The organism is Winogradskya humida (assembly GCF_016862215.1).
Lineage (GTDB): Bacteria > Actinomycetota > Actinomycetes > Mycobacteriales > Micromonosporaceae > Actinoplanes > Actinoplanes humidus.
This window is the reverse complement of sequence record NZ_BOMN01000104.1, coordinates 1-24,150: the sequence shown is the minus strand read 5'-3', so window position 1 is coordinate 24,150 and position 24,150 is coordinate 1. Positions and strand designations below refer to the sequence as shown.

Here is a 24,150-nt window from a genome sequence, read left to right as displayed (position 1 = left end):
CCTTTGGCGCCGCTACGGCCCCGCGCCTTTGGCGCCGCTACGGCCCCGCGCCTTTGGCGCCGCTACGGCCCCGCGCCTTTGGCGCCGCTACGGCCCCGCGCCTTTGGCACCGCTACGGAAATCTGGCCGATGCCCCATTCTTGATAGTCGATCAGAGGCTTCCGGTGACTACCCGTATTCAGAAGCGTCGCTGTGTGTCCGGCTCAGACAGGAAGACGCGGCACTCCGACAGGAAATGCTCCTCCCGCAGACCACAGCCAGCATGAAGCGAACGCACCCCAGGTCCCGGTCCCCGCGCCAGCCGAGAACATCACCCACACCATCGCCGGTTGGACGGGGTGACCGGTCGTGAACGCGAGGTCCTGATCCTTGTGGCCCGGGGGCTGTCGGACACCGAGATCGTCGCGCATCTGACCCTCGCCCTGTCGACGGTGAAGACCCATGTCAGCCGGCTGCTCACCAAGCTGCGGGCGCGTGACCGTGCCCAACTGGTCGTCATCGCGTACGAGACGGGGCTGGTCGTGGTCAGCGGGTGGGAGGGAGGGTGAACCAGAAGGTGGCGCCGCGGCCGTTCTCGCCTTCGGCGTGGATCTCGCCGCCGTGGCGTTCGACGGCGCGGTGGACGGTGGTGAGGCCGATGCCGGTGCCGGGGAATTCGTCGGCGCTGTGGAGGCGGGCGAAGGGGCGGAACAGTTCGATCGCCTTGCCTGCCGGGAAGCCGGCTCCGTTGTCGCGGATGTGGTAGCGGGGGTTGTCGGCGGGGCCGGTCCAGCCGATGTCGATGACGGCGTGCTCGACCTTGCGGGTGAACTTGAAGGCGTTGTTGATGAGGTTCTCGAGGATGACGCGGACCAGGCCCTCGTCGGCGTCGGCGGTCATGTCCGGGGCGACCGTGAAGTCGACCTTGCGGCTCGGGTCGCGGGCCTCGACCTCGCCGATGACCTGCCAGGTGGTCATGGTCATGTCGAATTTCTGGCGGCGCAGGTCGCCGCGGCTGGCGCGGGCGAGCAGGAGCAGGGATTCGACGAGGTCGGCCATCCGGCCGGCGGCGGCGTGGATGCGCTGGATGCGGTGGCGGCCCTGGGGTCCGAGGGGTTCCTCGTCCTCGTCGAGGAGGGTCTCGGCGAAGCTGCTGATGATCTGCAGCGGGCCGCGCAGGTCGTGGGAGACCGAGCCGCTGAACGCCTCCAGTTCGCGGTTGCGCCATTCGAGCTCCTCGACCAGGGCGGCCCGGGTCTCGGCGAGCTGGCGGGCGGCGCGTTCGCCGGCGGCGTCGAGTTCGCGGCGCATGAGTTCCTCGCGGATGCGGCGGCTCTCGTCGAGGGACTGCTTGCGGCGGATCTGGGCGTGGACGTGGGCGCGCAGGGCCTGGGTGCCGTCGGCCCAGCGGACGTAGTCGTCGGCGCCGGCGGCGAGACAGTCGAGCAGGGCGTCGTCGTGGTCGCCGGTCATCACCAGGGGAGTGGCGCCGATCTGCGGGACCTCCTTGATGCGCATGCACGTGTCGCGGGCGCCGTCGTCGAGGCCGAGGACGATGCAGTCGACGGGCTGGGCGGCGAGCAGGTCGAGGGCGTCGTCGCCGTTGTCGGCGGCGACCACGTCGTAGCCGTCCTCGCGCAGGGCGTCGCCGAGCTCGGCCAGCCGGTGGCGTTCCCGGGTGACGGTGAGGACCTTGCCCGGGCCGTGGAGGCTGCCGATCGCCTCGAACGGCAGGCGTTCCGCGCTGGTGCGGACGACCGCGGCGAGTTTCGCGAGGACCACGGCGAGGTCCTGCTGCTTGCGGACGAACGCGTCGGCGCCCGCCTCGAGCATCTGCACCTCGGTCGCGTAGTCGTCGGCGGCCGTCATCAGCAGGCAGGGCGTGTCGCGCAGGGCGGGGTCGAGCCGCATCCGGCGGATCACCGTGGCGCCGTCGATGCCGGGCATGATCCCGTCGACGATCACCGCCTGCGGGCGCCGGTCCGCGGCCGTGCGCAGGCCCTCCTCGCCCGACGCGGCGGTGATCACGGCGTACCCCTCGGGTTCGAGAAGTTCGCGCAGTTGCTCGCGGAAGGTCACGCTGTCATCGATGATCAGGACCGTCGTGGCGGAGGAGACCGGGACCTCGCCGTCGCCGAGCAGCTGGCGGCAGCGGCCGACGACATAACCGGCGTCGTAGGGCTTGCCCACGTATTCGTCGGCCCCGGTGCGCAGCCCGTGCAGCCGGTCCGCGACCTCGGCCTCGCTGGAGAGCAGCACGGTGACGGTCCGCTCGCCGCCGGGCCGGGCACGCAGCTCCCGGAGCAACTCCACGCCGTCCGCGTCGGGCAGCAGCACGTCGAGCACGGCGACGTCGAAACCGCCGTTCTCGAACGCCGCGCGGGCCTCCGTACCGGTGGCGCAGAGGATCGTGATGAAGCCGTCCGCCTCGAACGCCTCGTGCAGATCCATCCGCACGGTGAGGCTGTCGTCGACGATCAGCACGACGGGGACGCTCATCGCCGGCCGCCCGGGTCGCGGCTGGAAGCGCCGCCCGGGTCGCGGCTGGAAGCACCGCCCGGGTCGCGGCTGGAAGCGCCGCCCGGGGTGCGGCTGGAGGCGCCGCCCGACAGGGTGGCGAGCTGTGCGGACATGCGGGCGGGCGCCATGATGTGCGCGGCGGCACCGAGCATCGCGGCCTCGCGGGGCATGCCGTAGACGACGCAGCTCGCCTCGTCCTGGGCGAACGTCACCGCCCCCAGCTTGCGCATCCGCAGCAGCCCCTCGGCACCGTCGCGGCCCATCCCGGTGAGCAGGCACCCGGCGGCGGACGGCCCGTATTCCGTGGCCACGGACTCGAAGAGCACGTCCACCGACGGGCGGCACGAATGCCGGGGCGGGGCGCTGCTGAGCCGCAGGACGCCGTCGCGGACCAGCATGTGCCGGTCCGGCGGGGCCATCACCACCTGCCCGGTCAGCGAGCGGACCGGGGTGCCGTCGACGGCGTAGCTGACCGCGCGACCGCTCTGCCCGCCGAGCCAGTCGGAGAACGCCACCGCGAACGGTTCGCTCGCCGCGATGTGCTGCACGCAGAGCACGGGCGTACGGAATCCCGAAGGCAATGACCGCAACAGATCGGTCAGCGCGCCCGGCCCGCCGGTGGAGGCCCCGACGGCCACCAGCCGCAACGACGAAGGGTCGGGGACGGCGACGGGCGGGGCCGCGGGAACAGGGGCGGGGACAGGAGCGGATGAGGAGGTACGCCCGTCAAGTCGCGCCCGTGGATGGGTGATGACCCGGATGCGCGACACCAGGCGTACCGATGAGCAGAGCCTGCGCCCCCACCCGGCGTCGGAGGCGTCCCCGCGGGGTTTCTCCAGGACGTCGACGGCGCCGGCGGCGAGCGCGTTGTAGGTGCTGAACAGCTCCTGCCGGTCGGCGGACGACACGACGAGGATCGGCGTGGGGAACTCCGCCATGATGTGCTCGGTGGCGACCAGGCCGCTCATCGTGGGCAGCATCATGTCCATGGTCACGACGTCCGGGCGCAGCCGGCCGACCATGTCCACCGCCTCGCGCCCGTCGAGGGCCTCGCCGACCACCTGCAGGTCGGGGTCGGCGGCCAGCGACTCGCGCAGCAGATGCCGCATCGTCGCGGAGTCCTCGACCACTACGACCCGGATCATGACGGCACCAGCCGCCGGATGTGGGCGAGCAGCTCCTCCTGGTTGAACTCCCCCTTGACCACGTACGCGCTGGCCCCGGCCGCCGCACCCCGGGCCCGGTCCTCGGCGCTGGCCCGCGAGCTGACCAGGATCGCCGGCACACCCGCCAGCTCGGGATCGGCGCGGGTCTCGGCGACGAACGTGAACCCGTCGATGCCCGGCATGTCGATGTCGGTCAGGTAGAGGCCGTACTGCCGGGCGCGCGCCTTCTCCAGGCCCTCCTCCCCGGAGGCGGCGAGGTCCACCTCGTACCCGGCGGATTCGAGGATGCTGCGCTCGAGCATCCGGGTGGTGAGCGAGTCGTCGACGACCAGGATCGGCAGGCGGCGTGCGGCTTCCAGGGGTGCGGCCCCGCCGTGCCCGAGCCGCGCGGTCTCGGCGACCAGTCCCTGCGCGTCGAGCACCAGCCGCGGGTTGCCGTCCAGGTCCATCGACACTCCTCCGATCACGGCCGCGGCGGGTGCGAGGGCCGGTAGCGGGCGCAGGACCAGCGTGGACGTTCCCGCCAGCCGGTCGACCCCCACCGCCACGGACTCCCCGTCGGCCTCGACGATCACCGCGACCCCCGGCCCGCCGCCTTCCGGGACGGTCGTGCCCGCGTACAGCGCCCGGGCCAGCGGCAGGAAGGGCACAGCCTCGCCGTCGTGCGCCATCTTCCCGGTGACGGCCGCGGCCGTCGCTTGTTCCGGCAGCAACCGCACACAGGTACGCACGGAGTCCAGCGGCACCGTCGCCACCGTCCCCGCGGCCTCGACGACGAGCCCGTGCAGCGACAGCAACGCCAGCGGCAGCACCAGTTCGATCGTGGTGCCCCCGCCCGCCTCGGTGCGCACGCCGACGTCCCCGCCGAGCTGGTCGGCGACGTCGCGGGCCACGTCGAGCCCGATGCCCCTCCCCGCCACCTCGGTCACGGTCGGGGAGGTGCTGATCCCGCCGCGCAGCACCAGGTCGACGAGGGTCTGCTGGTCGGGTTCGGTGCCGCCGGGCATCAGCAGGCCGCGCGCCTCGGCGGTGCGCCGGACCGCCGCCAGGTCGAAGCCGCGTCCGTCGTCGGTGCACAGGAACGCCGCGTACCGCCCGCGCCGCTGGATCTCGACGACCACATGGCCCTCGGCGGGTTTGCCCGCGGCGGCCCGGCCCTCGTCGTCCTCGATGCCGTGCACCACGGCGTTGCGGACCACGTGCAGCAGGGCGCCGTTGGCGAGCGCGAGCACCTGCGGGTCCATGCGCAGGTCACCGCCGCGCCCCTCGAAGCGGATCCGTTTGCCCTGCGCGTCGGCGGCGTCGCGGACCGCGCGGTGCAGGGCGGTGAAGATGCTGGAAGCGGCGACCAGTCGCAGCCGTTCCGCGCGGCCACGGACCTCGTCGAGCTCGCGTTCCACCTGCTCGACGGTGTCGGTGAGCCGGCGCCCGAGCATGCCCAGCTCACCGGCGAGCCGCACGGCCGCGCTACGTGCCGCCTCGGCCTGCCCGGGGGTGCGCCCCACCCGCAGCTGATAGGCCAGGGATTCCGCGGAGCGGTGCAACCGGTCGAGAGCGGTGCTCCCGGTCCGGAGCGGTGCGAACCGCGCGTGCGCCTCCCCGACGGCGTCCAGCAGGTCGTCCACATCGGTGGTGGTGGCCCGCGCGGCCGGCTCTTCTTTCTTGGCGACGGGCTTCGGTGCCGGATTCTGGGCGGGCTTCGGTGCCGGCGGCGGTTCGGGCTTCGGTTCGGGTTTTGATTCCGGGCCCAGCTCCGGCGGATCGCTTGCGGCTACAGCGGTTGCAGCGGCGGCTTCTGCGGCGGCGACCTGTGCTGCGGCCGCGGCGGGTTCGAGCCGGGCAACGTACGCCTCGATCTCGTCGTTGAGCCGCAGCAGCTCGCGCATCTCGTCCGCGGGCAGCGGCCCCTCGTCCGTGCGATGCGGGACCAGCACCTCCTCGAACTGGTGCGCCCGGTCCGCGATGTCCTGCTGACGCACGACCCGCGCCGCGCCCTTGAGGGTGTGCGCGAAGCGCAGCAGCCGGGCCACCAGTTCGGTGCCCGGTTGCTGGTCGAGGTCGAGCACGCCCGCGCTGATCTGATCGACCAGCTCGCGTGCCTCGACGCGGAAGTACCGCAGCGGATCCTGGCTCATCGGCGGCCGGTGCCCACCAGTTCGAGCAGGTCACCGGAGAGGTTGGACAGGTGCGCCGCGGTCTGCTTCGTCTGCACGGCGCTGGCCTCGGTCTCGCGGGTCACCCGGGCGGTGTCGCCGGCGGCCACGTTGACCTGCTCGACGGCGGTGGACTGCTGCGCGGTGGAGAGCTCGATCTCGCGCGTCGCGTCGTTCGTGGTCGCCACCAGGTGCGCGATGCGCCGGAACGAGCCGGTCGCCTCGTCGAACTGCCGGGAACCCGCGTCGACGGACTTCGCGCCGATCTCGGTCGCCATGACGGTCGTGTTCACCGCACCGCGTACATCGTCGATGAGGGCCCGGATCTCCTTGGCGGAACCGGCCGTCCGGTCGGCGAGCTTGCGGATCTCCTCGGCGACCACCGCGAACCTGCGCCCCCACTCACCGGCGCCGCTGGCCTCGATCGTCGCGTTGATCGCCAGGATGTTCGTCTGCTCGGCGAGCTCCGAGACCAGGTCGACGACCCCGCCGATCTGCTGGGACTTCTCACCGAGCGCCAGCATGTGCTGCACGATCTGGTCCACCTGCGAGCGGATCGCCGAGATCGACGCCCGGGTCTGCTCGATCGTGGCGTCGCCGTTGCGCGCCGCCTCCGACGTCTCCTCGGCGATCTTCGACACCCGCTGGGCGCTGTCCGCGATCTGCCGCGACGTGATCAGCAGCTCGCTGATCGTCGTGGTGATCTCGTTCATCGCACTGGCCTGGTCCCGCCCGCCGCTGGCCTGCTGCGCTGCGGCGGCCTCCAGCTCCGCCGACGAGCTCTGGATGTGCCCGACCGCGGCGCCCACCTCCCGGCGCAGGTCGCGGCTCAGCCGCCACGCCACCCCCGCCGCGAACGCGGTGGCCAGCAACCCGAGCGCGATGATCAGCACGATCGCCTGGTTCGCCCGGTCGGTGGCGGACTTGCGGGAGGCGACCACGTCCACGCCGATCCGGCTGGTCAGGTTGGTGATCGATTCCTGCAGCGCCTTGCGCAGCGGGGTGACGCTGCTGGAACTCAGCTTGCGGATCTGCTCGAGGTCGTCGGTCCGCTGCCGGAGCGAGATGACCGCCGTGATCGCCTCGGCGTGCTTGGCCTCCGTGGTGCTCACGGTGTCCAGCAGGGACAGCGCGGCGGGGTCGGTGAGCGTGTTGCGCAACTCGTTGACGAGCTTGAGGAAATCGTCCCGGTCGGTGTTCGTGGCGTCGAGGTATTCCTGGGCGGCGTAGAACAGGTACCCGCGGTAGTCGCTGATCCGGCTCTCCGCCTTGGCGGACAGGCCCTCCGCGGACACCAGGTCGCTGACGGCCAGGGTGATCGCGTCGTCCTTGGCGTGCACGACGACGGTCAGCGCGGTCACCGACGCCGCAGCCATGATCAGGGTGAGCGCCACGGTGACCCCGAAGCCCAGCCACAGCTTGTTGCCGAACGTTCGCTTGGCCATCATCGCTCCTCGAAAGCATCCTGTGTGTGGCCGGTCAGCCGGTGCACGACGGCACGGGCGGCCGGAAGATCGACGATCGGGCGGGTGCCGCCGGGCAGCGGGACCATCCCGCGCAGCACGTCGCGGCCGTCATGGCCGTCCGGCTCCCCGACGATGACCGCGGCGCTCACCCGGACGTGCCCGTCGAGCTCGTGGAAGGCGAGCGCGAGCGGGGGAGAGCCCGCGGCGAGCACCAGCCAGCGGGGGCGCTCCGGGACGGGATGGCCGAGCAGGGCGGCCAGGTCGTAGACGGGGACGATCGCGCCGCTGAAGCCGGCGACCCCGAGCAGGGCAGGTTGCGGGCCGGGCAGCGGGGTCACGGGGCGGTCCGAGTGCACCCCGGCGGCCTGGGCGAGGCGCAGCGCGTACGGGCGGCCGCCGGCGTGCACCGCGAGCAGCTCGGCGTGCTCCGCGTCGTGGCGGCGGGCCGGTTCGGCGAACGAGCGGTCGAAGTCGGCGCGCAGCTCGGCCAGCCGGTCGGTCACCTCGGTCGGGCTCATCGGCGTACCCCACAGGCATCGAGCTCGGCCCGGCACAGAGTGGTCAGCGCGATGCGGCCGAAACCACCGCCGAACAGCGCGATCCGGTCCTCGTGCTCCTGCCGCAGCAGCGCCAGGGCCCGCTCCAGCTCCGGACCGGCCACCCGGTTCTCACCCCGGCGGCGGGCCAGCAGGCCCAGCCGCAGCCGCGGCATGGCGAAATCCTGATCCACGTACGCGGCCAGCCGGTACTGCTCGAGCGCCCCGGTCACGTCGCCCGCACCCTCGAGGCAGACGGCGAGCTGGTGATGCGCGTCGGCGTAGAGCCCGTCGGTGTCGAGCAGGCGCCGGCAGATCGTCTCGGCGTCCCGCAGCCGCCCGGCCTGGGCCAGCAGCACCCCGTGCAGCAACCGCTCCCGCGGCTCGGGGCGCTCGGGCGGGTCCGTCTCGATCACGACCAGCGCCTCGGCGAACCGTTCGTCCCGCAGCAGGCCCAGCGCGCGGTCGTACGCGTCGCTGTGTCTTGCCGGTTCTTGTGTTACTGCTCGTTTCTCCACGCGTGGCGGGGCCATCGGCGCCGGGGCAGGCGGCGGCATCGTCGACACCGTGGAGCGGCGGTAGTAGAACGTGCGGTGGGTGTGCATCGGCTCGAGACCGTCGGGGCGGCTGCCGAGCGAGTCGGTGTGGCCGAGGAAGAGGTAACCGCCGGTGGCGAGCGAGCGCGTCATCCGGCGTACCAGCTCCGCCTGCACCTCCGGAGTCAGATACATCAGCAGGTTCCGGCAGAAGATCACGTCGTACTGCTCGGCGCGCCACAGCGACACGTCCTCGGACGCCACGTTGTACTGCCGGAACTGCACCGTCGACCGGACGGCGGCGTCCAGCTCGTACAGGCCGTCGCGGGGATGGAACCAGCGCTGGCGGATCGTGTCCGGTGTCTCCCGCAACGACCACGCGGAGTAGCGGGCCGCGGCGGCGCGCTTGAGCACCGTCGGGCTCGCGTCCAGGCCCAGCACCGACACGATCCAGTCCGGGCCCGGCTGGATCTCCCGGGCCACGATCGCCAGGGTGTACGCCTCCTCGCCCGACGAGCACCCCACCGACAGCATCCGCAGCACCCGCTGGCTCGACCGGTCCTGGATCCGCTCGGGCAGCGCCGCCTCCTGCAGGGCCCGGAACTGCTCGCCGTGCCGGAAGAAGTACGTCTCGTTGATCGTGAGTTCCTCGGCGAGCGCGTTCATCTCCGCCGGCCAGGGCCCACCGCCGGCCAGCTTCGCGAGGTACGCGGCCCTGTCCAGCCGCGCCGCGCCGGCCCGCTTGGCGAGCACCTGGTCCAGCTGCGGGCTGTCACTCGGATCGAAGACCCAGCCCAGCTTCGCGGAGAGTACGGCCCGGAACCGCTCGACGTCAGCGCTCATGCCGCAGCCGCCGCCCAGACCTCGTCGGGAACCAGGCGCATGCTCTGCAGCAGCAGCACCGGCTCCGCGTCGATCGTCCCGATGGCGGCTACGAGACGGGCCGGGGCGTCACCGAGCAGCGCCTCCTGCCGTCCGGCGGTGTCCGCGGCGACCGGGCGTACACCGCTGATCGCGCCGGTTGCGAACGCCACCGGACCGCGCTCGGTGCGCACCGCGACAAACCGCACGACCTCGGCCTCGCCACCCCCGAGCAGCCGCGCCACATCCACCACCAGGGTCGGCACACCCCGCATGATGCAGATGCCGCTCACGTACGCCGGGGTGCCCGCGAGGGGGTGGGTGGCCAGCGGCCGCATGGTCTCGATGACCTCGTCCAGCCGCAGCGCGCAGAGCAGGGAACCCGCCCGGAACACCAGCGACGGCACACCGGCAGGCGTCCCTGCCGGTGGCACCGTGTGTCCGGGCTGCCCCATAACCCCAGGCTAGCGGGCAATTACCCCGCATCGGTGAGAATGTTTCATTCCGCCCATGTCGCCTTTCAGTGCTTCTCCGGCTGGCTGAACCAGGTGACTTCGGGCTCCTCCTCGGTGTGGAGCCCGGGACCCGGATCGTGGACCGGGCCGTACCGGTCGAGCGGCCCGTCGTGATCCTCGACCGGGCGGCGCTGCTCCGGCGTCCCGATCCCGATCGACAGGGTCGGCTCATCCTCGTAGCCGTCACCCGCGACGTCCGGATGCGCTCGTCCCGCATCCGGCGGCGCCGCGACCAGGGCAGGTGCGGCGCCCTGCGGGATCGGTGCAGCGCCCTCTGGGACCGGGGCGGCGCCCTGCGGGGTCGGTGCGGCGCCTTGCCGCATCGGCGCGGCTTCTTGCCGCGGCGGCCCGCCCCGGTCGGTGGCCGGTGCCGTGGGCCAGAGCCGGGGCTTCCTCCTTGCCGCGAGATCCTCCGCCCAGCCGAACGCCAGCACAGCGACCCCCGTGAGCAGCAGCGTCATGGCCAGCTCGACCGGCCCCTCCATCCCGCCGCTCAGATCGTCGAGCGCCAGCACGGTCAGCACCGGCCAGATCGCCGCGATCGCGATGTTGTGCCACAGATAGATCGTCACGGCCCGCCCGTTGAGCAGCGTCACCGTCCGGTCCAGCGGCCGCACGTACGTCAGCCACGTCATGTCCGGCCGCCAGCGCAACGCCAGGATCACGAACGCCACCGACCACAGCGCCTGCGCCTCGGGCAACTCGTTCAGGTCATAACCGGAGTCCGCCCCGTGCCCGTGCAGCCAGTACAGAGCCGCGGCACCCAGCACCGCCACCAGCGGATACGCAACCCCCGCCCGCAGCCGGAACAGCCGCCCGTCATGATGCGCGAACCCGGCGACCCAGCACGCCCCGTACGTCACAAAATCCCACATCGCCGAGTCCGCCCGCCCGAACGGCAACGAGAACCCGGTCCGGTCGAGCACCGCCAGCACCACCAGCGGGGTGGCCACCGCGAACCACCCGGTCTTCTTGTAGGCGAGATACATCAGCGGCGACAGCACGACGAACCACAGGTACGCCCGGATGTACCAGAGCGGCTCCCACGCGTCGATGCCCGCGATGCTGCCCGGCGGATCACCGACCGGCAGGATCCACAGCCCGAGCTTCCAGCTCCACGGCGATTCACCGCCGTCCTGCGCGGCCCAACCCTGATAGATCATGAACGGTACGGCGAGCACGCCGAGCAGCCACAACGGTGGCAGCAGCCGGCGCAGCCGGGAGGTCACGACTTTCCCGGCGGAACGCTTGTCGAGAGAGGCGGCTGTCAGCGACCCGGCCAGCGCGAACATGATGCCCATCGCAGGCAGCAGAATCGACAGCCACGGCCAGCCGAACAGGTGGTAGACCACGACCCGCAGGATGGCGGCGGCGCGGAGAAGATCCAGGTAGCGGTTACGCACCGCGAAACGGTAGCTACGCCAGGCGGTCGTCAGGGACCGTCCGCACGGTCGCCAAGTTCACCTCCCCGGCTTACCCCGCAGGGATGAAGTGTCCCATTTGTCCGTGCGACTGTGCGACGCCCGGCGACCCGGACCCACCCCCAAAGGTCCAGCTCAAACCCCCTTTCACGGTACGCCCGAAGCCCACCCGCCGTCCCCCGCCCGCAGTCACCGTCCCCCGGCCCCGCCGTTGGTCCCCGGCAAGGCGACCGCCCCTCCGGCGCCGCCGCGACCTGAGAGGACGACGCCATGCGCCAACCCCTCGTCGTATCAACCGCCGCGGCCGCAGCCATCCTCACCGGCGCCATCCTCATCACCACCGGCCCCCCATCCCCGCCTCGGGCCACCCGGGCCGGATCGGGTGCTGCCGGCTTTTCCACGGCCGGGCAGGGCGCCCCCGGTCCGCTGGCTACGGGGCCGGACGCATCTGCTTCACCCGGCAATCAATTGCGTGCAACTAAATTGCGCACAACTAAATTGGGCACAACTAAATTGCCCACAACTCATCTGCCGGCGGGTGCTCAGAGCGTGCTTTCGCGCGTACGGAAAATATCTCTAGAAATAGCCGCAACTACGGCAATAACCCGCAATGCCACAAAGAAGGCAGCCCAGGAGATCCGGAACGAACCGGCAGAGCGGCAGGCAACGATCGCCGAAGGCGGCGACCCGGACGGCGACGTCCAGCGGCAGGCCCTGAAGCTGATCAACGCGCACCGCCAGGCGGGCGGCTGTGCGGATCTGGCGCTGGACCGCAAGCTGATCGCCGCGGCGGATGGTCACGCAGCGGATATGGCCCGTCATGACTATTTTGCCCATGAGGACCGCTCCGGAGCGCAACCGGGGCAGCGCCTCGATCACGCAGGGTATCGATGGCGGCGTTACAGCGAGAACATCGCGCGCGGTCAGAGCAGTGTGCGGGCGGTGGTCGACGCCTGGTGGCGCAGCCCCGCGCACCGGGAGAACATCATGGACTGCGGGCTGCGGGAGACCGGGTTCGGGCTGGCGTTCGCCGCGGACCGGACCCCGTTCTGGGTGCAGGTTTCCGCGGTGCCAATAACGACGTCGTAACGAGTTTCTTGAGGGTTTTGCGCGGCTTATGACCTTTGGCCTGGCCGTCCTGGACTCCCGGGTTCGTGCCAACGGTCATCCGGCGGATTCGGATCGACGTACCGGTGTGTTTCGATGTGCGGACACATCTCCTCGGGAGGACGTTTTGGGAGTGCAGCGGGTTTCCGCACGCCTCGCCGTTGCCGCGCTTGCGGTGGCGGTCTGCGGTGGCCTGGGCGCTGCCGTGCTGGCCCCGGGTGTGGCTTCGGCCGCGCCCCGGACCGTCGGCGCGGCACCGGTTGCCGCAGTTGTCGTCACGAAGGCCGCCGCGGCTTCGTGCGCCACCGGCAAGTACCAGAAGCAGGTCGAGGGCTACCTCAAGAAGATCGGCGGCTTCGGCGCCGTCACGGTCGACGGCAAGCAGTCCGCCGCCGACTGCTCGGCGATCAAGAAGTTCCAGAGCCGGTTCGGCATCAAGCCGGCCCAGGGACTCGCCGGCCCGACGACGGTCGGCGTGGCCAAGCGGCTCGCCGACACGAAGACGTCGGCTTGCAAGGCGAAGAAGTCGGGTCTCACGTTCTGCGTGGACCTGACGCACCAGACCACGTTCGTCATGAAGAACGGCAAGGTCTACAAGAAGCCCACTGTGATCCGCAGCGGCATGAAGGGTCACCGGACGCCGGCCGGGACCTACAAGATCAACAAGCGCACCAAGAAGGAATGGTCGAACCCCTACTCGGTGTGGATGCCCTATTGGCAGCGTTTCGTCGGTGGTATCGGTTTCCACCAGACGACCACGTACATCCATGACGCGTGGCGCGGTTCGCACGGCTGCATCAACATGCTGCCGGCCGACGCCAAGGCCTACTACGGCATCGGCAAGATCGGTTCCACGGTGAAGGTCTACGGGCGCCGTTCCGGCACCTGATTCTCACCCTCGGAAAGGCCCGTCGGTTCCGGCCGGCGGGCCCTTTCTGTCATTATTCATGTACGCAGTGAGCGTGCACGGTCAGCACATCGTGCCCCGGGAACGCCTTCTCGTCGCCGGACGCGGTCACAACCGTCAGGCCGTCGCGGCTCAGCATGTAGGTGACGTCGGTGAAGATGCTCACCGTGTCGTCGTGGTGCACGACGGTCAGTTCGTCGGCACGGATCATCGTCATCTTCCTTCACGTACGCGGATGGGTACCGTGACGGGGATTACGAGCGCGAGGGGACGCGCGGTTCAATTCGCAGACCAGCCTCGCACGCCATCGTGGGCCGCGCCGTCACCTTCCCGCCAGCCGCCACGCCGACAATCCGACACAGACCCGGTATCAGCCCCCGCGTCCGTTTTCGATCAGCGCGTACGGTTCGGCGCTCCCCGCGTACCCCACATCTCCGTCTTTTCTGGCCAGCTCTTATCGGCCGCCGGGCGCTGACGCCGAGAATTGTTGTCGGTGGCTGCCCATAGAGTGGCGAACGTGTCCCGATCTCCCCGGCGCACCATCGCTGTCCTGGTGGCGTGCGTCCTGCTGCCACCGCTCTCCGCGGCGTCCTGCGGCGACGAGCCTTCCGGCGTCACCGTCGGCACGGCGACCCGCGGCACGGTCGCGGAGGTCGTGGAGGCCTCCGGCGCTGTCACGGCCCGCGCCGCCGCGACGGTGACCTCACCGGCCGCCGGCACCCTCGGCTCGCTACTGGTCGAGCCGGGCGGCAAGGTGACCAAGGGGCAGGTGGTCGCGATCATCGATTCCCCCGCCACCGAGCAACGCCTCGACGCCGCCACCGAAGCCCTCGACGCGACCTCCTCCGGCACCGTCGCCACCGGCGGCAGCACATCCTCCTACATCGCCGCCCGCGCCGAGACGGACGCGAACGCGGCCGCTGCCTTCGAGGAGGCCCGCGCCGCGGCCGACAAGATCACCGATCCGGTCCTGCGGGCGGCGCTGCGCACCCAGGCCGACGCCGCCCAGACCCAGTACCAGGCGATCTCCGACGCGGCCGGCTCCGCGGTCCGCTCCCTGCAGCGCGGCGTGGCGAGCGTGGGGGAGGCCGTCAACGCGCTGACCGCGGCCCAGCGTCTCCAGGCCCAGCAGGCGTACGACCTGGCGGGCGCGGCCGTCGACGCCCTCACCCTGCACGCCCCGGTCTCCGGCGTGGTCCAGCTCGGCGGCACCGGCTCGGCAACCGCGCCGTCCCTCACCGACCTGATCACCAACGCCGACCCCGCCGCTGCCGCTGCCCCCGGCCCGCTCCCCGGCATCGACACCGCCGTCCCCGAGGGAGCCCCGGTCGCCCCCGGCACCGCCATCCTCACGATCGTCGACACGGCCCGCCTGGGCGTCACCGCCGAGATCGACGAAACCGACGTCCTCCTGGTCAGCACCAAGACCAACGGCACCATCGAACTCGACGCGGCCCCCGGCATCACCTACCCCGCCACCGTCCGCGCCATCGACCTCCTCCCCACCACCTCAGCCCGCGGCGGCGTCTCCTACCGCGTCCACCTGACCCTGGCCAAGCCATCCGCCGACGACGCCCCCACCCCCCGCCCCGGCATGAGCGCCATCGTCCGCCTCAACGTCCGCGAAGCCACCGACGCCATCACCGTCCCAGCAAGCGCCATCCTCTCCACCGACGGCCACGACACCGTCTGGACCATCCGCGCCGGCAAAGCCACCCAGACCCCGGTCACCCTCGGCGTCCAGGGCGAAGACATCGTCCAGATCACCAAGGGCCTCACCGCCGGCGACCCCATCGTCACCGCCGGCACCGACCAGGTCACCCCCGGCCAACCCCTCCCATGACCCACCCACCCGGCCTCCCACCCACCGGCTTCCCAGCTTCGGGTCGAGCAGCGTCCGGCCCTGAGCCTCGGGCCTCCCAGCCTGGGGTTGCGGGGCGTCGGTTCTCCCCGCGTCGGTTCTCCCCGCCTCGGGCCGCGCAGCCTCGGGTCGAGCAGCGTCCGGCCTTTCAGGGTCCGGCCGCGCAGCCTCCCGCTTTGTTGCCTCCGGCAACCCTGCCTGCCGCCTTCCTGCGCTGCCGCCCACTTGCCTCACCGTCGGGCCGGGGCCGGCCTCGTCGCCTCCCGTCACCCAGCCACTCTCCCCGGCGCGGGGCGTGACGTGGGCGAGGTGGGTGAGTGCGAAGGGATGCCGCGGACGAGCGCGGGGCGGGACGTGAGCGAGGTGGGTGAGTCCGGTGGGTTGCCGCCGGCGATCGTGGCGCGGGACGTGACGCGGACGTATGAGCTCGACGGGGTGTCGGTGAGCGCCCTGCGGGGTGTGTCGCTGACCGTGGCGGCGGGCGACTACGTGGCCGTGGTCGGGACGTCGGGGTCGGGCAAGTCGACGTTGATGCACCTGCTGGGCGGCCTCGACCGGCCCACGTCCGGCACCCTGCTGATCGGCGGCCGTGACGTCTCGACGCTGTCCCCGCCCGAGATGGCCCGCCTCCGGAACGAGGTGATCGGCTTCGTGTTCCAGTCGTTCCACCTCCTGCCCCGCACGACAGCCCGGGACAACGTCGCCCTGCCCCTGGTCTACCGCGGCCTCGGCCGCCGCGAACGCCGCGCCCGCGCCGCCGAGCTGCTGCACCGCGTCGGCCTCGGCCACCGCATCGACCACCGCCCCAACCAGATGTCCGGCGGCGAACAGCAACGCGTCGCCATCGCCCGGGCCCTGGTCACCAACCCCTCGGTCCTGCTCGCCGACGAACCCACCGGCAACCTCGACACCACCACCGGCGAAGCAATCCTCACCCTCCTCGAATCCCTCAACACCGAAGGCGTCGCCGTAGTCCTGGTCACCCACGACCGGGAAGTAGCCGCCCGAGCCCACCGCCGCATCGAAATGCGCGACGGCCTCATCGTCCCGCCCACCGAGCCCGTCCCGCCCACCGAGTCCGTCCCGCCCACCGAGTCCGTCCCGCCCACCGAGTCCATCTTGCCCGCGTCGCCAGTCTTGTCCGCGTCGTCTGCCGTGCCCGCGTCGTCTGCCGTGCCCGCGTCGTCCACCCCGCCCGCGTCGCCTGCCGATGCTGCGCCGGTCGCGGGGGCTGCGTTGCCCGCCGCTCCGTCTGCCGGGGCCGTGGGGCCGGGCAACGACGCCACGCCGGGGGTCGGGGGTGACGGATGAGGCTTGCTGAGGCGTGGCGGGTGGCGCTGGATGCTTTGCGGGCGAATCGGTTGCGCAGTGTGCTGACCATGCTCGGGGTGGTGATCGGGGTGGCTGCTGTGGTGGCGCTCGTGGCTATCGGGACGGGGACGAAGCAGCAGATCGAGCAGCAGGTGGAGGGGCTCGGGTCGAATCTGCTGATCGTGGTGCCGGGGCGGCTCGAGGCCGGGGCGGCGCCGTCGGTGTCGACGTTGTCGCTGGATGATGTGGATGCGGTGGGGCGGGTGGTGGGGGACCGGTCGCGGGTGGCCGTGACGATCGCGTCGGGGGAGACCGTGCGGGCCGGGAGCCGGGAGGCTTTTGCCAGTATGCAGGGGGTGCTGGAGACCACGCCGAGCGTTTTCGTGCGGCGGCTCGACCGGGGTAGCTACCTGACTCGGTCCGATGTGAACACCGCTCGGCGGGTGGCGGTGCTCGGGGCCGGTGTCGCGGGACAGTTGTTCGGGGACCGGGACCCGATCGGGCGCCAGGTCACCATCGGCGGGGTCCGGTTCCGGGTGATCGGGACGTTCGAGCCGCTCGGGCAGAGCCTCGGCGTGGACCGGGACAGCGAGGTGCACGTGCCGGTCACCGCGGCGCAGCGGCTGCTCGGCACCGACCGGGTCGACGCGCTGGCCATCCGGGCGCCCGACCGGGAACGGATCACGACGTTGAGCAACAATGTCGTTGCCACACTCGCGCAGCGGCATCCGGGCACCGACTTCAGCGCCGTGACCCAGGAGCAGATCCTCGGGGTGCTCGGCGACATCCTCGGGGTGCTCACCGGGGTACTGGCCGCGATCGCCGGGATCAGTCTGCTCGTCGGCGGGGTCGGCGTCTCGAACATCATGCTGGTCTCGGTCCGCGAACGTACCCGCGAAATCGGTCTGCGCAAGGCGGTGGGTGCGCGTCCCCGCGACATCGGGTTGCAGTTCCTGCTGGAGGCGGTTCTGCTCACCACGATCGGCGGGGTGCTGGGGATGGCGCTGGGCATCGCCGCGGCCCTGCTGGTGGACCGGCTCTCCCCGGTCCCGGCGGCGGTCACCTGGTGGTCGCTGGCCCTGGCGTTCGGCGTCTCGGCCGTGGTCGGCATCGTCTTCGGCGTGGTCCCGGCCCAGCGCGCCGGCCGCCTCGACCCGGTCGAAGCGCTACGGACCGAGTGACCAGTTGACCGGCCGCCTCGACCCGATCGACGCGCTACGCACCGAGTGATCAGCTGGCCGGCCGCGCCCATGCCGTCGCGCCCTCGCCGAGACGCTCAGCCCGAGTTGTCCGCTGCGCCGGCCGGTCGGCCCCGGTGCGACGGGGCTGCCGATCAGCATGGGGCTGAATCCTCACATCGGGGGCGTACCCGCCGATCTACGGGTGTGTTGCTCAGGGGGGACCGCGGGCTGCGCGACCTGCACGGCGCGTCGCGTGCGGTCGCGTACCTCACCCTGGCCAGTGCCCCCTATGTGGCTGTCACGGGTGTTTTGTCCGACATCAGCGTGGGCGCCAAGGGCGGCATCGTGGTCATAGCCCTGCTCATGACGGCGACCGGCCTGGTCTGCTGGCGCCGGCCCGAGATCGTGCCAGACCTGTTCTGGTACGCCGCACCCGCCATCGCCGCCGCTCTGATCTCAGCCCTCAACCTGGGTACGCGGGACGCCAGCACCGGCTCGCAGCTCTTCTACCTGTGGCCCGTCCTCTACGCGGCGAACTTCCTCGGCCGTAGAGCCATCTACGCGATCCTCGCACTCGTGTACGCGGGGGACGCCGTGGTCGTCTTCGGCGTACTCGGCGGGGGTAAGGGCCTGTCGGACTGGATCGCGATGGTCCTGGCCATGACGATGACCGTGATCGTCGTCAGCGGCCTGCGTGCCCGGGCGGACCGGCTCCGTGCTGTCCTCGAGGCGCAGGCCAACGCGGACGCGCTGACCGGCCTGGCGAACCGGCGCTCGTACACCGAGTCGCTGGAGGCCGCGGGTGCCTGGGCGGCGCTCAACCGGGGCAGCCTTTCCCTGATCAGCGTCGACCTCGACCACTTCAAGAGCATCAACGATACGTACGGTCACGCCGAGGGGGACCGCGCACTCCAGGTGGTCGCCGATGCGATGCGTACGGTGACCGGTGACTCCGGAATCGCCGCGCGGCTCGGCGGCGACGAGTTCGTCCTGCTCCTGCGCGCCGACCGTCCCACGGCTGTCCGGGCCGCGGAGTCCCTGATCACCGCGGTGTCCGCGACGACCGTGCTGCCGGGCGGCCCGCCCAGTCTGAGCATCGGCATCGCCACGCTGCCGGACGACGTGGGCACCATCGACGACCTGGTCGCGGCCTCCGACGCCGCGCTGTACGACGCGAAGAGCTCCGGCCGGGGCAGGATCGCCCTCGCTACGCCGTCGGGCCGCACCCGGGCTGCGGAGACCGGGCCGAACGAGGAGCCGCGAGCCGGGCGGCACGCCGCACCGGTCGAGCCGCCGCGAGGCGGAAGGCACAACGTGGACCGCGTACCCGAGGTCAGGCAGTTTGTTCCGGATCAGCGGCCTTGACCAGCCCGGCGATCTCCCGGCGGAGCCGGGGGTAAGGCCCCCACCCGTCCCGCAGCACATGGATGTAGATCGCCTCGAGCGCCACATCGATCCGCTGGATCAGCTCCTGATCCTCCGGCAGCCCCAGCCGCACCGACCGGGTGAAATGATCGAGGGCCTCCATGTGCCGCCCCTGATCAAAAGCACTCCGCCCGGCGTTCTCGTGCACGACACTGCGCAGCAGATCAGGCGCCCCGGAACTCGCGGCCTGCTCGAACAGCCGGTCGGCCTCCTGGTAGTCGCCCCGCAACCGCAGCACATGGGCCAGCTCGGCCTGAGCGATCACGGTCGCCTGAACATCCCCGGCCGACTCGGCATGAGCCAGCGCCAACCGGCTCGCCGCCGCCGCCATCCCGAGCTCATCGAGCAACCGATAGACCTCAGCCCGTACGCTCAGCAACCCGGCCCGCGCGACGTTATCTTGCTCCTCGGCCAAGGGCCCGTCCAGCCGCTCCCCGAGCTCCTTCAACGCCTCCCGATCGTCAACGATCTCCTTCAGCGTCGCCCCGTCGAGCCGCCACCGGATCGCCGCCAGGTCTTCTGGTCCGAGCGGCTTCTGCTCTTTTTTCTCCGGTACGCGGGCCGCGCGCATCACCAGCGGCTTCCCAGCCTCCCGCGCGGGCGCCACGGCCCCGGCAGCGGCAACCAGGCCGTTCATCAGACTGGTGATATCCAGATCGATGACGACACTGCGACTGTCCGTCTCGGACGGCTCGGTCAGGGTCGCGTGCTCGGCGGTGGGATGGTCGAAGCTTTTCGCCCCGAAGCTTTTCGCCCTGGGGGTGTTCGCTTCGGGGGTGTTCGGCTGCGGATCGGTGGGTGTTTCCGGGCGCGGGGGTTCGGGGGTTGCCGGCTTTGGTGATGCCGCTTGTGCTGCCGGTGATTCGGTTCCCTGTGTTTGGGCTGCTTGCGGTTCCGCTGCCTGCGGTTTTGCTGCTTGCGGCTGTGCTGCTTGCGGCTGCGCTGCTTCTGGCTTGGTGGCCGCCGGTTCTGGGGCTGCCGCCGGTTCTGGGGCTGTCGGCTTTTCCTCGACCCGGTTGCTTGCGGCCAGCGGCAGGTCCGCCTGAGCCAGGTTTGCTGGGGCAGCCGGGTCAGCTACCCGGTCAGCTGCTGGGGCGGCAGGCTCAGCTACCCGGTCCGTTGCGGGGGCGGCAGGCTCAGCTACCCGGTCCGTTGCGGGGGTGGCCGGCTCAACTGACCGGTCAGCTGCTGTGGCGGCCGGGTCAACTGCCCGGTCGGCTGCGGGGGCGGACGGCTCGCTTGCCGGGGCGGGGCGGTTCGCGGGCTGCGTACCCTCCGGGTTGGTGTTTGTGTCGTTGCCGGCTTGGTTCTTGGGCCCGAACCAGGTAGGCCCAAGCTCCGAATCCGCGTACTTCGGCGGCGCAGTCGGCCCGGACGTCAGCAACCGCCCGATGGGCAGCGCATTCGCCGCGGGATTCGGCCCCGGCCGCTCCTGCTGAGGAACAGCCGACACCGGCAGCGAACTCGACGGCAGCGCACCGTTCCGCTGCATCTCCCTGTTCGCCGCCGCCTGACGAGCGGACTCAGCCCGCCGTGCTTCGGCCCGCGCAGCCGCTTCCGCCTGCTGTGCCGCTTGGGCCTGGCGCGCGGCTTCTTCGGCTTGCCGGGCCTGTTCCGCTTGGCGGGTTTCTTCGGCTTGCCGGGCTGCTGCTTGCCGTGCCGCCTCGGCTTGCTGCGCGGCTTCCGCCTCGCGGGCCAGCTCTGCCTGCCGTGCTGCTTCTGCCCGGCGTGCTGCTTCTGCTTGGCGTGCTTGGTCGGCCTGGCGTGCCCCTTCGGCCTGGCGTGCCTCTTCTGCCCGGCGTGCCTCTTCGGCCTGGCGTGCTTGTTCGGCTTGACGTGCGGCCTGGCGTGGGGCTTCGGCCTGGCGTTCTGCCTCGGCTTGGCGTGCAGCGTCGGCTTGGCGTGCAGCGTCGGCTTGGCGTGCAGCGTCGGCTTGACGCTCTGCTTCGGCTTGACGCGCGGCTTGGCGTTCTGCTTCGGCCTGGCGGGCGGCCTGCTCGGCCTGGCGTGTGGCCTCGGCCTGGCGGGCGGCTTCTTCGGCCTTGCGTGCCGCGTCGGCGTGGCGGGCGGCTTCTTCGGCTTGGCGGGCGGCTTCGGCAAGGCGGGTGGCTGCTTGGCGTTCGGCTTCGGCCTGGCGGGCTGCTTCCGCTTCGCGATCGACCTGTGCGCGGTAGGCGGCTTCGGCGGCGTGACGTGCCGTCTCTTCGGCGTGCCGGGCGTGTTCGGCCCGTTGCGCTGCCTCCTCGGCCTGACGTACTGCTTCGGCCTGGCGGGCGGCCTCCTGCGCTTCGGCCGCGCGACGGGTCGCTTCGGCCTCGGCCTGGCGTGCCGCCTCTTCCGCCTGCCGGGCCACCTCGGCCTGGCGTGCTGCTTCGGCCTGCCGTTCGGCTGCTGCCTGGCGTGCCGCAGCTGCCTGACGGGCGGCTTCTTCGGCTTGACGGGCGGCTTCGGCCTGGCGTGTCGCTTCGGCCTGGCGGGCTGCCCCCGTCGCCTGCCGCGATGCTTCCGCCTGCCGTGTTGTCTCAGCCTGGCGTGATGCCTCGGCTTGGCGTGAAACTTCGGCCCGGCGTGAAGCTTCGGCTTGGCGTGAAGCTTCGGCTTGACGTGCTGCTTCGGCCTGGCGGGCGGCGTCGTCCTGCGGACGCGGGGGTGCCGGCACCGGGACGACACTCGCCCGTGCCATCGCGACGGTCGGGCCTTCGCCGGCCTGGGCGCCCCTCGGGGTCTGGCCGGCGCCCGGCGTACGCCCGGCGGTGGGCACCTCGCCGATGGGACGGTCCGTGACCGGGCCACCGCTGAGGGGGTAGTCCGGTGCTCCGCCGCCGGCCGGACGATCCGCGCCCGGCCCACCGCTGACCGGCGGGAATCCGGGTGCGCTACTGACTGGCGGGAATCCGGGTGCGCTACTGACTGTCGGGAGACCGGGTGCGCTGCTGACGGGCGGGAAGCCGGGGGTGCTGCTGACGGGGCGGTGGGAACCGGGTGCGCCGCTGACGGGGGCGGTGCGGGACGGCGGGCGCTGCGAGCGCGGTACGGCGGACGGTTCGCCCGTCGAGAGGATCATCGCCGTGCGGGGGCCGCCGACGATCGGGCGTTCGGAAGTGGTGCCTTCCTGGGGGCTCGGGTCGTGCTGGCCCGGGTCGTGCTGGCCCGGGCTGTGCTGGTGCGGAGGGAGTTGGCCCCGCTGCGGGGAGGTTCCCTGATCGGCCCAGGGGGTGAAGGCGGCTGCAGGCTGGGGTACGTCGTACTGCGGGCGCTGCTCCGTGGAGCGTTGTGGGGGAGCAGCGGCAGCGGGTCGGCGAATCGGCGCGGGAGCCGACGGCGGCATGGGCTGCGGCGCGGGCGCGGGGTGCGGCGCGGGGGTGAGGAGCGGCGGTGTCCCGGCCGACGGACCGGACGGCGTGGGTGAGACCGGTGGCGTGGGTGAGACCGGTGGCGCCGGCTGTCCGGACGGCGGGGTCCGGCGGAACTGGTCTGGCTGCTGGCCGTACTGATCCGGCTGCTGGCGGAACTGGTCAGGCTCCTGCCAATATTGATTGGGCTGCTGCGCGGACTGGTCGGAGTGGCTGTGCTGGTCCGGTCGGGTGTACGGCGCGGACTGGTCGGGGTGGCTGTGCTGGTCCGGTCGGGTGTACGGCGCGGACTGGCCGTGCTGGTCCGGCTGGGTGTACTGGTCGGATGGGGCGTGCTGGCCGGGCTGCCCGAAGTGCTCGGCCTGACGGAAGTCACGCTCGGCCTGACGGAAGTCATCCGTGGGTGCGTGGGCGGCGGCCGGGGAGATCGGTGCCCGGACCGGCTCGGGGGTGGGAGCGTTCGGGTACCTGGACTGGTCCTGCGCCGGGATGCCGTGGCGGCCGGGGTCCGTGGCTGGGCGGTTGCGGACGGTGCCTGTGGCGGGGCTGACCGGGGCTTCGGCTGCGGGGCTGACCGAGGCGTCGGGTGCGGGGCTGACCGGGGCGTCGGGTGCGTACGGTCCGGGGGCCTGCTGGGGCTGTGCCGTGCGGTCGGCCGGGGGCGGCGGGATCTGGGCTGTGCCGCGGCCGGGGCGCTGGGCGTGGTCGTGGCCCGGGGGGATGATCGGGCCGTCCGAGGTGATGTAGCCGACTCGGGACGGGCGGGACGGCGGGGTGCTGTTGTCGTAGGTGGCCGGGCTGTCCTGCGTACCCGTGGCATGGGAGGCGGCGGGAGAGATCGGCCGGGAGCGATCGGCCTGGTCGGGGGTTGCCGGGCGGGGCGGGGTGGCTATCGGGGGTGCGGCGACCACCCGGGGCTTGGCCGGCGGGTCGGCCTTGATGACGCGCGGGGTCGCCGGCGGGGCCGCCTTCTTGATGACCTTGGGCGCGGCAGGCGGGGTGGCCCGGCTGAGGATGCGCGGGCTGTCGCCCTGCTGCTCCTGCTGACCGGCCCGGTCGCCCTGCTGCGTGGTCGCCCCAGCCGCAGGCGCATCAGCCTGCGGCCGGTAGGGAGCGTGGTCATCCTCCCAGCTGTCGGTACGCGACTCAGCGCCGGCCGATTCGTACAAGTCGGACTGGTACGCGGCGGGCTGGCGCTCCTCGTCCCGCCCAAACGCGGCGGGCTGGCGGCGGTCCTCGTCTCGCCCAAACGCGGCGGGCTGGCGGCGGTCCTCGTCCCGTCCAAACGGGGCCGGCTGGCGGTCGTTGTCCCGCTCGAACGCGGCCGGCTGGCGGTCGTTGTCCGGCTCGAACGCGGCCGGGCGCTGCTCGTTGCCACGGAGGAACGCTGCGGGGTCGGCGGAGCGCTGGCGGTCTTCGCGGTCGAAGGCTGCGGGGTCGGCGGAGCGCTGGCGGTCTTCGCGGTCGAAGGCTGTGGGGTCGGCGGGGCGCTGGCGGTCGTCACGGCTGAAGGCGCCGGGGTCGTGGGGTGCGGCTGGGTCGTAGTTGTCGGGGTGGAATGCGGCGGGCTGCCACTCGTTCCCCTGATCAAATGCGGGCTGGAATGCGGCGGGCTGGCCCTGGAACGGCTGGCTCCCGGCGCCCTGCCCCTCTTTGTAACCCTGCCCCTCTTTGTAACCCTGCCCCTCTTTGTAACCCTGCCCCTCTTTGTAACCTTGGCCCTCGTCGTAGGCCTGGCCGTTGTCGAGAGCCCGGCCCTCGTCGTAAGCCTGGCCTGCGTCATAGGCCCTGCCCCCGTCGAGAGCCCGGCCCTCGTCGTAAGCCTGGCCTGCGTCATAGGCCCTGCCCCCGT

At 71.9% G+C, this 24,150-nt stretch carries 17 protein-coding genes; 7 read left to right on the top strand and 10 right to left on the bottom strand.

What is annotated here, in order from left to right; genetic code table 11:
- The first annotated feature begins 338 nt into the window (after positions 1 to 338).
- Complete coding sequence (locus Ahu01nite_RS36105) at positions 339 to 548, top strand: response regulator transcription factor (RefSeq protein WP_307794667.1); 210 nt, start codon at positions 339 to 341, stop codon at positions 546 to 548.
- Here the strand turns inward: Ahu01nite_RS36105 and Ahu01nite_RS36100 are convergent.
- The 8 genes from Ahu01nite_RS36100 to Ahu01nite_RS36065 form a co-directional block, all read right to left on the bottom strand.
- A complete protein-coding gene (locus Ahu01nite_RS36100) occupies positions 526 to 2,478 on the bottom strand; it encodes a response regulator (RefSeq protein WP_203841218.1) in 1,953 nt (650 codons plus the stop codon). The two genes, Ahu01nite_RS36105 and Ahu01nite_RS36100, sit on opposite strands and share 23 nt — an antisense overlap.
- Positions 2,475 to 3,644 carry a chemotaxis-specific protein-glutamate methyltransferase CheB gene (gene cheB, locus Ahu01nite_RS36095; RefSeq protein WP_203841217.1) on the bottom strand — a complete coding sequence of 390 codons (1,170 nt, stop codon included), beginning with the start codon at positions 3,642 to 3,644 and terminating at the stop codon, positions 2,475 to 2,477. Before cheB ends, Ahu01nite_RS36100 begins: the two co-directional genes overlap by 4 nt.
- Entirely contained in the window at positions 3,641 to 5,800 is a 2,160-nt protein-coding gene (locus Ahu01nite_RS36090) for a hybrid sensor histidine kinase/response regulator (protein ID WP_203841216.1), read from the bottom strand. Before Ahu01nite_RS36090 ends, cheB begins: the two co-directional genes overlap by 4 nt.
- Positions 5,797 to 7,263: a methyl-accepting chemotaxis protein gene (locus Ahu01nite_RS36085; RefSeq protein ID WP_203841215.1), complete on the bottom strand. Its 1,467-nt coding sequence runs from the start codon at positions 7,261 to 7,263 to the stop codon at positions 5,797 to 5,799. The genes Ahu01nite_RS36090 and Ahu01nite_RS36085 overlap by 4 nt, the downstream gene beginning before the upstream one ends.
- On the bottom strand, positions 7,263 to 7,802 hold the full coding sequence (locus Ahu01nite_RS36080) for a chemotaxis protein CheW (protein ID WP_203841214.1): 540 nt from the start codon (positions 7,800 to 7,802) through the stop codon (positions 7,263 to 7,265). Before Ahu01nite_RS36080 ends, Ahu01nite_RS36085 begins: the two co-directional genes overlap by 1 nt.
- The gene (locus tag Ahu01nite_RS36075) at positions 7,799 to 9,199 is read right to left on the bottom strand and encodes a CheR family methyltransferase (protein ID WP_203841213.1); all 1,401 of its coding nucleotides are present in this window, start codon (positions 9,197 to 9,199) and stop codon (positions 7,799 to 7,801) included. The genes Ahu01nite_RS36080 and Ahu01nite_RS36075 overlap by 4 nt, the downstream gene beginning before the upstream one ends.
- A complete protein-coding gene (locus Ahu01nite_RS36070) occupies positions 9,196 to 9,672 on the bottom strand; it encodes a chemotaxis protein CheW (protein ID WP_239159412.1) in 477 nt (158 codons plus the stop codon). The genes Ahu01nite_RS36075 and Ahu01nite_RS36070 overlap by 4 nt, the downstream gene beginning before the upstream one ends.
- Before the next feature lie 65 nt (positions 9,673 to 9,737).
- On the bottom strand, positions 9,738 to 11,135 hold the full coding sequence (locus Ahu01nite_RS36065) for an acyltransferase family protein (protein WP_203841212.1): 1,398 nt from the start codon (positions 11,133 to 11,135) through the stop codon (positions 9,738 to 9,740).
- 288 nt (positions 11,136 to 11,423) lie between these two features.
- Here Ahu01nite_RS36065 and Ahu01nite_RS36060 point away from each other — a divergent pair, with 288 nt between their 5' ends.
- Both Ahu01nite_RS36060 and Ahu01nite_RS36055 read left to right on the top strand, forming a co-directional pair.
- A complete protein-coding gene (locus tag Ahu01nite_RS36060; protein WP_203841211.1) occupies positions 11,424 to 12,242 on the top strand; it encodes a CAP domain-containing protein in 819 nt (272 codons plus the stop codon).
- A gap of 151 nt (positions 12,243 to 12,393) precedes the next feature.
- Complete coding sequence (locus Ahu01nite_RS36055; RefSeq protein WP_239159411.1) at positions 12,394 to 13,149, top strand: L,D-transpeptidase family protein; 756 nt, start codon at positions 12,394 to 12,396, stop codon at positions 13,147 to 13,149.
- A 52-nt stretch (positions 13,150 to 13,201) separates the two neighbouring features.
- On the opposite strand, the gene Ahu01nite_RS36050 is transcribed toward Ahu01nite_RS36055, so the two are convergent.
- Positions 13,202 to 13,378, bottom strand: a complete 177-nt coding sequence (locus Ahu01nite_RS36050; protein WP_203841209.1) for a hypothetical protein — start codon at positions 13,376 to 13,378, stop codon at positions 13,202 to 13,204.
- 306 nt (positions 13,379 to 13,684) lie between these two features.
- Here Ahu01nite_RS36050 and Ahu01nite_RS36045 point away from each other — a divergent pair, with 306 nt between their 5' ends.
- From Ahu01nite_RS36045 to Ahu01nite_RS36030, 4 genes are all read left to right on the top strand, one after another.
- On the top strand, positions 13,685 to 15,010 hold the full coding sequence (locus Ahu01nite_RS36045; RefSeq protein WP_203841208.1) for an efflux RND transporter periplasmic adaptor subunit: 1,326 nt from the start codon (positions 13,685 to 13,687) through the stop codon (positions 15,008 to 15,010).
- A 345-nt stretch (positions 15,011 to 15,355) separates the two neighbouring features.
- The gene (locus tag Ahu01nite_RS36040) at positions 15,356 to 16,339 is read left to right on the top strand and encodes an ABC transporter ATP-binding protein (RefSeq protein WP_203841207.1); all 984 of its coding nucleotides are present in this window, start codon (positions 15,356 to 15,358) and stop codon (positions 16,337 to 16,339) included.
- On the top strand, positions 16,336 to 17,520 hold the full coding sequence (locus tag Ahu01nite_RS36035) for an ABC transporter permease (RefSeq protein ID WP_203841206.1): 1,185 nt from the start codon (positions 16,336 to 16,338) through the stop codon (positions 17,518 to 17,520). Before Ahu01nite_RS36040 ends, Ahu01nite_RS36035 begins: the two co-directional genes overlap by 4 nt.
- Before the next feature lie 204 nt (positions 17,521 to 17,724).
- Positions 17,725 to 18,885 carry a GGDEF domain-containing protein gene (locus Ahu01nite_RS36030; RefSeq protein WP_239159409.1) on the top strand — a complete coding sequence of 387 codons (1,161 nt, stop codon included), beginning with the start codon at positions 17,725 to 17,727 and terminating at the stop codon, positions 18,883 to 18,885.
- On the opposite strand, the gene Ahu01nite_RS36025 is transcribed toward Ahu01nite_RS36030, so the two are convergent.
- A partial coding sequence (locus tag Ahu01nite_RS36025) for a tetratricopeptide repeat protein (protein ID WP_498370808.1) occupies positions 18,854 to 24,150 on the bottom strand: 5,297 nt, incomplete at its 5' end. The genes Ahu01nite_RS36030 and Ahu01nite_RS36025 overlap by 32 nt on opposite strands.

Coding starts and splice junctions, on each gene's coding strand:
- Ahu01nite_RS36085 (WP_203841215.1), bottom strand. CDS start 7,263: ATGGCCAAGCGAACGTTCGGCAACAAGCTGTGGCTGGGCTTCGGGGTC.
- Ahu01nite_RS36080 (WP_203841214.1), bottom strand. CDS start 7,802: ATGAGCCCGACCGAGGTGACCGACCGGCTGGCCGAGCTGCGCGCCGAC.
- cheB (WP_203841217.1), bottom strand. CDS start 3,644: ATGATCCGGGTCGTAGTGGTCGAGGACTCCGCGACGATGCGGCATCTG.
- Ahu01nite_RS36090 (WP_203841216.1), bottom strand. CDS start 5,800: ATGAGCCAGGATCCGCTGCGGTACTTCCGCGTCGAGGCACGCGAGCTG.
- Ahu01nite_RS36070 (WP_239159412.1), bottom strand. CDS start 9,672: ATGGGGCAGCCCGGACACACGGTGCCACCGGCAGGGACGCCTGCCGGT.
- Ahu01nite_RS36050 (WP_203841209.1), bottom strand. CDS start 13,378: ATGATCCGTGCCGACGAACTGACCGTCGTGCACCACGACGACACGGTG.
- Ahu01nite_RS36100 (WP_203841218.1), bottom strand. CDS start 2,478: ATGAGCGTCCCCGTCGTGCTGATCGTCGACGACAGCCTCACCGTGCGG.
- Ahu01nite_RS36060 (WP_203841211.1), top strand. CDS start 11,424: ATGCGCCAACCCCTCGTCGTATCAACCGCCGCGGCCGCAGCCATCCTC.
- Ahu01nite_RS36040 (WP_203841207.1), top strand. CDS start 15,356: ATGCCGCGGACGAGCGCGGGGCGGGACGTGAGCGAGGTGGGTGAGTCC.
- Ahu01nite_RS36035 (WP_203841206.1), top strand. CDS start 16,336: ATGAGGCTTGCTGAGGCGTGGCGGGTGGCGCTGGATGCTTTGCGGGCG.
- Ahu01nite_RS36075 (WP_203841213.1), bottom strand. CDS start 9,199: ATGAGCGCTGACGTCGAGCGGTTCCGGGCCGTACTCTCCGCGAAGCTG.